The sequence below is a fragment of the Brevundimonas sp. genome (genome assembly GCF_036402095.1).
In the GTDB taxonomy this organism is placed as follows: Bacteria; Pseudomonadota; Alphaproteobacteria; order Caulobacterales; family Caulobacteraceae; genus Brevundimonas.
The window spans coordinates 1-7,069 of record NZ_DASWTO010000173.1 but is presented as its reverse complement, the minus strand read 5'-3'; the positions used below and the strand labels follow the sequence as shown (position 1 = coordinate 7,069).

The following is a 7,069-nucleotide window of genomic DNA, read 5'->3' as shown; positions in this document are numbered from 1 at the left end:
GCGCACGAGTCGCGACGGCTGATAGGTCCGCTTCACGGTCGGCTCCTGGGACTGAAAACAAGGTGGGCGGCGGAAAGAGGTCCGTCGCGGGAAGGGCGGGCGTATAAGCGGGGAAGCCCGTGGTGTCAACGCCGCGAGCGGCCAGCGGAGAGACGATGCACCGGGTCAAACGCTTCCTGCCCCTCATCGCGCTGGGATGCGTGATCACCCTGATCTTCGCCATGGGCTGGAACCGCTATCTGTCGCTGGACACCCTGCGCGACCACGGCCAGACGTTCCGCGCCTTCACCGCCCAGAACTATGTGCTCAGCCTGCTGATCCTGATGCTGCTGTTCGCGGCCCTGACCGCCAGCGTGGTGCCGGGCGTGTTCTTCGTCACCATCACCGCAGGCTATCTGTTCGGGCCGTGGGTCGGCGGCGTCTCGACCTCGATCGCGGCCACCGGCGGGGCCCTGGTCGTCTACGCCGTGACCCGGTCGGCGCTGGGGGAGGCTCTGCGGCGCAAGGCCGAGCGCGACGCCGGCCTGATGCAGGCCGTGTGCACGGCGATCGACCGCGACACCTTCTGGTATGTGCTGGGCGCGCGGCTGGCGGTGGTGGTCCCGTTCCACATGATCAACATCGCCGCCGGCATGATGGCGGTGCGCCTCACGCCCTATACCGTCGCCACCGTGATCGGCCTGCTGCCGGCGCATATCATCTACTGCTGGATCGGCGCCCGGCTGAACACCCTGCTGGTCAGCGATCCCGATCCCGACTTCCAGGCCCTGTTCAACCAGTTCTGGGCACCCATGGCCGGCGTGTTCGTGCTGGCGGTGGTGCTGCCCTTCGCCATGAAGGGCGCGCAGGCGGCGCTGCACCGGCGGAGGCGGGCGTGATGCACGCAGCCATTGGCCCAAGCTTTGCGTTAGCCCCGGCATGAGCGAGGCGCGGCCCCTTTTGAGCGATGTCCGGCGCGGGCTGCGCGTGCCGGCCGACTGGCGTGAGCGGCTGCGCTTTCATGCGCCCGACGCCCTGGCGTGGCGGCTGCTGGCGCTGACCTTCATCTTCACCGTGGTGGTCGAGGTGCTGATCATCGCGCCGAGCGCGGCCAGCTTCCATGAACGCTGGCTGCTGGACCGGCTGCAGTCGGCCGAACTGGCCTCGGTCGGCGTCGAGGCCCTGCCGTATTCCGCCGTCGAGGACGACGTCGCCGAACAGCTGCTGGCCATCGGCGGGGTGCAGGCTGTGGTCGTCGGCGACCAGGGCGTGCGGCGCCTGCTGCTGCAGGCTCCCAACCTGCCGCGCACGCCCGATCTGATCGACCTGCGCGAGGATCGGCCCGTCACCCGCTTGCTGGATCCGTGGCGCACCCTGTTCGGCCACCCCGACCGGTCGATCCGGGTGCAGGCGAGGCCGCGCTACCGGTCGGGCGACTTCATCGAGATTCTGGCCCCCGCCGAGCCGCTGAAGGCCGAGCTGCGCACCTTCCTGCTCAACAGCCTGCTGACGTCGCTGCTGATCTCGCTCGTCGCGGGCGGGCTGCTGTATGGCGGTCTGGCCTTGCTGGTGCTGCAGCCGCTGCGGCGGGTGACGCGGTCGATCGAGCATTTCGCCCTCGATCCCGAGGCCGAGGGCGATCCGCCCAGCGACCGGCATGACGAGATCGGCCGGGTCGAGCGCGAACTGGCGCGGATGCAGGACGAGGTGCGCCAGTCGCTGCGCTCGCGCGCCAGGCTGGTGGCGCTGGGCGAGGCGGTGGCCAAGATCAATCACGATCTGCGCAACATGCTGACCTCGGCCCAGATCGCGTCCGAACGGTTGGCCGATTCCCCCGACCCGATCGTGGCCAAGGCGCTGCCGAGGCTGGAGCGGGCGCTGGGGCGTGCGGCGGCCCTGTCGCGCAACGTCCTCGAATACGGTCGCAGCGAAGAGCCGGAGCCGCAACGGACCCGCTTCGCCCTGGCCCCCGCCGTGGCCGTAGCGGCCGAGGACTCCGGCCTGTCCGAGGAGGGTGTGCGGCTGACGAAGGCGATCCCGGCCCGCTTCACCGTCCATGCCGACCCCGACCAGCTGCACCGCATCCTGGTCAATCTGATGCGCAACGCCCGCCAGGCCATCGAGGGCGATGCGACCCGCGTCGGCCGCAGGGGCGTGGTCAAGGTCAGCGCGGAACACGCCGGCGGGGAGACGGTGATCCGCATCGCCGACAACGGGCCCGGCATCCCGCCGCGGTTGTCCGATCAGCTGTTCGAGCCGTTCGTCAGCGGACGGACGTCCGACGGGACCGGGCTGGGCCTGACCATCTCGCGCGAACTGGCGATCAGCCACGGCGGCGAGCTGGCGCTGGTCGACACCGGACCGGACGGGACCACGTTCGAGCTGCGCCTGCCGGACTGAGGGCCGCGCGGCTCCAAATGGCGGGATCGGCGTTATCTGTCGCAGATCACCGCCGCGCGGCCCGCTCGCCGGGCCGCCGCGCACTCGAAAGGAGCCCGTGATGATCCGTACGACCCTGACCGCCGCCGTCGCCCTGGCGCTGGCCGCCGCTCCCGCTCTCGCCCAGTCCGCCGGCAGCCCCACGCCGGGCTCGGAGGAATGGCTGCGGCTGCGCGGCGAGCAATATCACCGGGCGCCCGACTCCAAGCAGAACCCGGCCGAGGTCGCCGCCACCGCCCGCCTCAACGCCGAGATCGCCGCCCGCAACGCCGCTGCGGACGAGGCCGACGCCCAGGCCCGCGCGGCCTATGAGCAGGCCAATGCGCGCTGGCGCGAGGAGACCGCGCGGGCCGAGGCCCAGCGCTCGCAGTGGCAGGCCGACAGCACGGCCTCGGGCAGCGCCCAGGCGCAATGGGCACGCGACCACGCCGCCTGGGAGGCCGAGATGGCCGCCTGCCGCGCCGCCGGCCGCGTCTGCGACATGGCTCCGCCGCCCCGTCCCTGACCGGCGTCCTTGCGGCGGCGTTGCGGCGCGCCTGACGGCGTGACACCGTCGGCCCGCCGCCTGCCGGGGGAACGCCATGACCGACGCCGCCGCCGATCCGCCCGCCGTTTCACCGGTCGAGCCCGCGCCGGGCGGCGACGGGCGTCACGGCGACAGGCCGCTGCCGGGCGGACGCACCGACGTCTGGCGGCATCCCGCGACGGTGCGCGTCACCCACTGGATCAATGTCGCCGCGGTCGTGGTCCTGCTGATGAGCGGGCTGAACATCCTGGCGGCGCATCCGCATCTGTACTGGGGCCTGCGCTCGACGTTCGCCGAGCCGTGGCTGAGCACGCCGACCGTCCCCGACTGGCTGCTGATCCCGCAGGGGCGCAACCTGGCCGAGGCGCGCAACTGGCATTTCCTGTTCGCCTGGGTGTTCGTGATCAACGGGCTGATCTACCTGGCGTACGGCCTGCTCAGTGGCCGGTTCGGGCGGCGGCTGTGGCCGACGGGGCGCGAGCTGCGGGGGTTCTGGCCGGCGGTGAAGGAGCACGCGCGATTCCACTTTCCGGCTGACGACCACGCCCGGACCTACAACGTCATCCAGAAGCTGACCTATGTCGCCATGGTGCTGGTGGTGCTGCCGCTGATGCTGGTCACCGGCCTGTCGATGTCGCCGGGTTTCAACGCCGTCGGCGGGGTGCTGCTGGAGATCATGGGGGGACGGCAGTCGGCGCGGACGCTGCATTTCATCTCGGCCGGACTGATCGTCGGCTTCATCGTCATCCATGTCGGGCTGGTGATCTGGACAGGCTTCCGCAACAACATGCGGGCGATGATCACCGGCTGGTTCACGATCCAGCCGCCGGGCTCGACGGCGGGGCCGAAGCTGCGCCGCCGCGACGAAGGAGACGCGCCATGAACCGCCGCCGCTGGCTGACCGGCGCCTTGGCGACCGCCGCCGCCTCGTTCGTCTCCGCCTGCGGCGAGGCCAGCTGGCGGCTGTCGGAACAGGCGCGGCGCATGGGCGAGGGGCTGACGCGGCGGGCGCAGCGGCTGCTGATCCCGCGCGAGGCCCTGGCCCCGACCTACAGCCGGTCGGAGATCTCGCCGGACTTCAGGGCCAACGGCTCGACCGATCCGGCGGCGGCCGACTACCGGGCGCTCAGGGCGGACGGGTTCGCCGGCTACCGGCTGGTGGTCGACGGCCTGGTCGAGCGGCCGCTGTCGCTGAGTCTGGCCGATCTGCGGGCGCGGCCGGCGCAGACCCAGATCACCAAACACGACTGCGTCGAGGGATGGACCTCGATCGGCGAGTGGACCGGCGTGCGGCTGGAGGCGCTGCTGGACGAGGCGGGGCTGAAGCCGGAGGCCCGCTACATCGTATTCCACTGCTTCGACGCGCTGGATCAGCGGGAGGACGGCGACCGGTATTACGAAAGCATCGACCTGGTCGACGCCCGGCATCCGCAGACCATCCTGGCTTACGGGATGAACGGCGAGACCCTGCCGGTCCCGCACGGGGCGCCGCTGCGGCTGAGGGTCGAGCGGCAGCTGGGCTACAAGCACGCCAAATACATCCGCCGGATCGAGGCGGTGGAGAGCTTCGCCCATATCGGCCGCGGCAAGGGCGGCTATTGGGAAGACCGGGGGTATGAGTGGTACGCAGGCATCTGATCCATCCGACGAGACGGGCGCTCGGCCTCGGCGTCGGCGCGGCGCTGATGCTGGCCGCCGGCGCCGCGAGGGCGGCCGGCCGAACGCCCGCGGCGCTTACGACGTCCGGGCCGGTAACCGGTGTCACAGAGAAGGGCGTGTCTGCCTTCCGCGGCGTCCCCTATGGCGCGGACACGGGCCGGAGGCGGTTCCTGCCCCCGGAGCCGCCGCAGCCGTGGCGCGATCCGCGGCCCTGTGTCGACTACGGCCCCGCCTCGCCGCAGCGGGGAAGCGAGCCGAACCAGTCCGAGGACTGCCTGCGGCTGAACGTCTGGACGCCCGACACGCGGCCGGGGCGCAGGCCGGTGATCGTCTACATCCACGGCGGGGCCTATTCGACCGGCTCCGGGTCCAGCCCGCTGACCCATGGGGCGCGGCTGGCGGCGAAGGGTGATGTGGTGGTGGTCACCGTCAACCACCGGCTGGGGCCGCTGGGCTACGCCTCGCTGGCGCGGCTGGCGCCGGGCTTCGAGGACTCGGGCAATCTGGGCCAGCTGGATCTCGTGCTGGCGCTGGAATGGGTGCGCGACAACATCGCGGCCTTCGGGGGCGATCCCGGGTGCGTGACCGTGGTCGGGCAGTCCGGGGGCGGGGCCAAGATCGCCACCCTGATGGCCATGCCGGCGGCCGCGGGGCTGTTCCACCGGGCGGTGACCATGAGCGGGCAGCAGGTGACGGCGTCGGGGCCGCTCAACGCAACCCGCCGGGCGGAGGTGTGGCTGGAGGCGCTGGGGCTGACGCCGGACCGGATCGAAGAGGTTCGGACGATGCCGGTCGAGCGGCTCATCGAGGCGGCGGGAGCGACCGATCCCATCCTCGGCGGCTCGCTCTATTTCGGGCCGGTGCTGGACGGCCGCAGCCTGCCCCGCCACCCGTTCTTCCCGGACGCCCCGGCGCAGTCGGCTGGCATTCCCATGATCATCGGCAACACCCGCGAGGAGACCCTGGCCTTCCTCGGAAACGACCCGGCCAACGCCGGACTGACGTGGGAGACGCTGCCCGGGCGGCTGACTCCGTCGCAGATGCGGATCGATGTGGCCCCGGAGGCGGTGGTCGCCTGGTACCGTCGGGAGCATCCGGGGATGAGCCCTGACCAGGTGCTGATCCGGGCGACGACGGCGGCGCGGTCGTGGCGGGCGGCGGTGATCGAAGCCGAGATGCGGGCGGCGCAGGGGGCGCCGGCCTTCGTCTATCAGCTCGACTGGCCGGCGCGGCTGCCGAACGGGCGGACGGGGGCGTTCCACACCTCGGACATCCCGCTGATGCTGGACAATCTGGCGGCGCAAGGCTCGGGCGCGATCGGGCCGGAGGCGCAGGGCATGGCCGATTTGATGAGCGAGGCGTTGCTGGCCTTCGCCCGGACCGGGTCGCCGAACCACCCCGGCCTGCCAGAATGGACGCCCTATTCCCTGGAGCGGCGGGAGACCCTGATCATGGACCTGCCGCCGCGGATGCAGAACGATCCGCGCGGCGACGAGCGGCGCTTCTTCGGGCGGATTCCCTACATCCAGCCGGGGACCTGATCAGGCGTCGACGCCCTCGATGCGGCGCTTCTGCATCATGGCGTCGAAGCTGTCCCAGACGCCGGCGGCGCCGTGCCACGAGCCGCGGGTGGCGGCCTTGGAGTATTCGGTGGCGCGGGCCTCGAAGAAGTTGGCGTGCTCGACTCCCGAGAGCATCGACTGCAGCCACGGCAGCGGGTTTTCCTTCGCGCCATAGAGCTCCGGCAGATGCAGCTGGCGCAGGCGCCAGTCGGCGATGAAGCGGATGTAGGCCTTGATGTCCGACGGCGTCATGCCGCTGACCGGGCCCATTTCGAAGGCGAGGTCGATGAACTTGTCTTCCATGTCGACCACCGTGCGGCAGCATTCGACGATGTCCTCGGCGACCGCCTTTGTGACCGCGCCCGTCTCCTTGTTGAAGGCGTGGTACAGCTTGATGATGCCCTCGCAGTGCAGGCTCTCGTCGCGCACCGACCACGAGACGATCTGGCCCATGCCCTTCATCTTGTTCTGGCGCGGGAAATTCATCAGCATCGCGAAGCTGGCGAACAGCTGCAGCCCCTCGGAGAAGCCGCCGAACATGGCCAGGGTGCGGGCGATGTCGCCGTCGGTGTCGACCCCGAACTTGCCCATGAAGTCATGCTTGTCGCGCATGGCCTCGTATTCCATGAAGGCGCCGAACTCGCTCTCGGGCATGCCGATGGTCTCGAGCAGCAGGGCGTAGGCCGCGATGTGGATGGTCTCCATGTTGGCGAAGGAGGCCAGCATCATCTTGACCTCGGTCGGTTTGAAGACCCGACCGTAGCGCTCCATGTAGTTGTCCTGGACCTCGATGTCGGCCTGGGTGAAGAAGCGGAAGATCTGCGTCAGCAGGTTGCGCTCGCTGTCGGTCAGATTGGCCGCCCAGTCCTTGCAGTCCTCGCCCAGCGGCACCTCCTCGGGCATC

Annotated in this window: 7 protein-coding genes; 6 read left to right on the top strand and 1 reads right to left on the bottom strand. The window is 70.7% G+C overall.

All coding sequences use genetic code 11. The features are described from left to right. Nucleotides 1-155 precede the first annotated feature (155 nt). The 6 genes from VGD32_RS11690 to VGD32_RS11665 all read left to right on the top strand — a co-directional run bounded on the left by VGD32_RS11690 (nucleotide 156) and on the right by VGD32_RS11665 (nucleotide 6,144). Nucleotides 156-878 carry a TVP38/TMEM64 family protein gene (locus VGD32_RS11690; RefSeq protein WP_331032059.1) on the top strand — a complete coding sequence of 241 codons (723 nt, stop codon included), beginning with the start codon at nucleotides 156-158 and terminating at the stop codon, nucleotides 876-878. A gap of 61 nt (nucleotides 879-939) precedes the next feature. After that, a complete protein-coding gene (locus VGD32_RS11685; RefSeq protein WP_331032058.1) occupies nucleotides 940-2,379 on the top strand; it encodes a HAMP domain-containing sensor histidine kinase in 1,440 nt (479 codons plus the stop codon). A gap of 100 nt (nucleotides 2,380-2,479) precedes the next feature. Further along, entirely contained in the window at nucleotides 2,480-2,923 is a 444-nt protein-coding gene (locus VGD32_RS11680; protein WP_331032057.1) for a cell wall hydrolase, read from the top strand. Nucleotides 2,924-2,999: 76 nt separating this feature from the next. Beyond that, the gene (locus tag VGD32_RS11675) at nucleotides 3,000-3,827 is read left to right on the top strand and encodes a cytochrome b/b6 domain-containing protein (protein ID WP_331032056.1); all 828 of its coding nucleotides are present in this window, start codon (nucleotides 3,000-3,002) and stop codon (nucleotides 3,825-3,827) included. Further along, a complete protein-coding gene (locus VGD32_RS11670; protein WP_331032055.1) occupies nucleotides 3,824-4,582 on the top strand; it encodes a molybdopterin-binding protein in 759 nt (252 codons plus the stop codon). Before VGD32_RS11675 ends, VGD32_RS11670 begins: the two co-directional genes overlap by 4 nt. 47 nt (nucleotides 4,583-4,629) lie before the next feature. Further along, complete coding sequence (locus VGD32_RS11665) at nucleotides 4,630-6,144, top strand: carboxylesterase/lipase family protein (RefSeq protein ID WP_331032060.1); 1,515 nt, start codon at nucleotides 4,630-4,632, stop codon at nucleotides 6,142-6,144. On the opposite strand, the gene VGD32_RS11660 is transcribed toward VGD32_RS11665, so the two are convergent. Further along, nucleotides 6,145-7,069: ribonucleotide-diphosphate reductase subunit beta (locus VGD32_RS11660; protein ID WP_331032054.1), on the bottom strand; the 925-nt coding region annotated here is incomplete at its 5' end.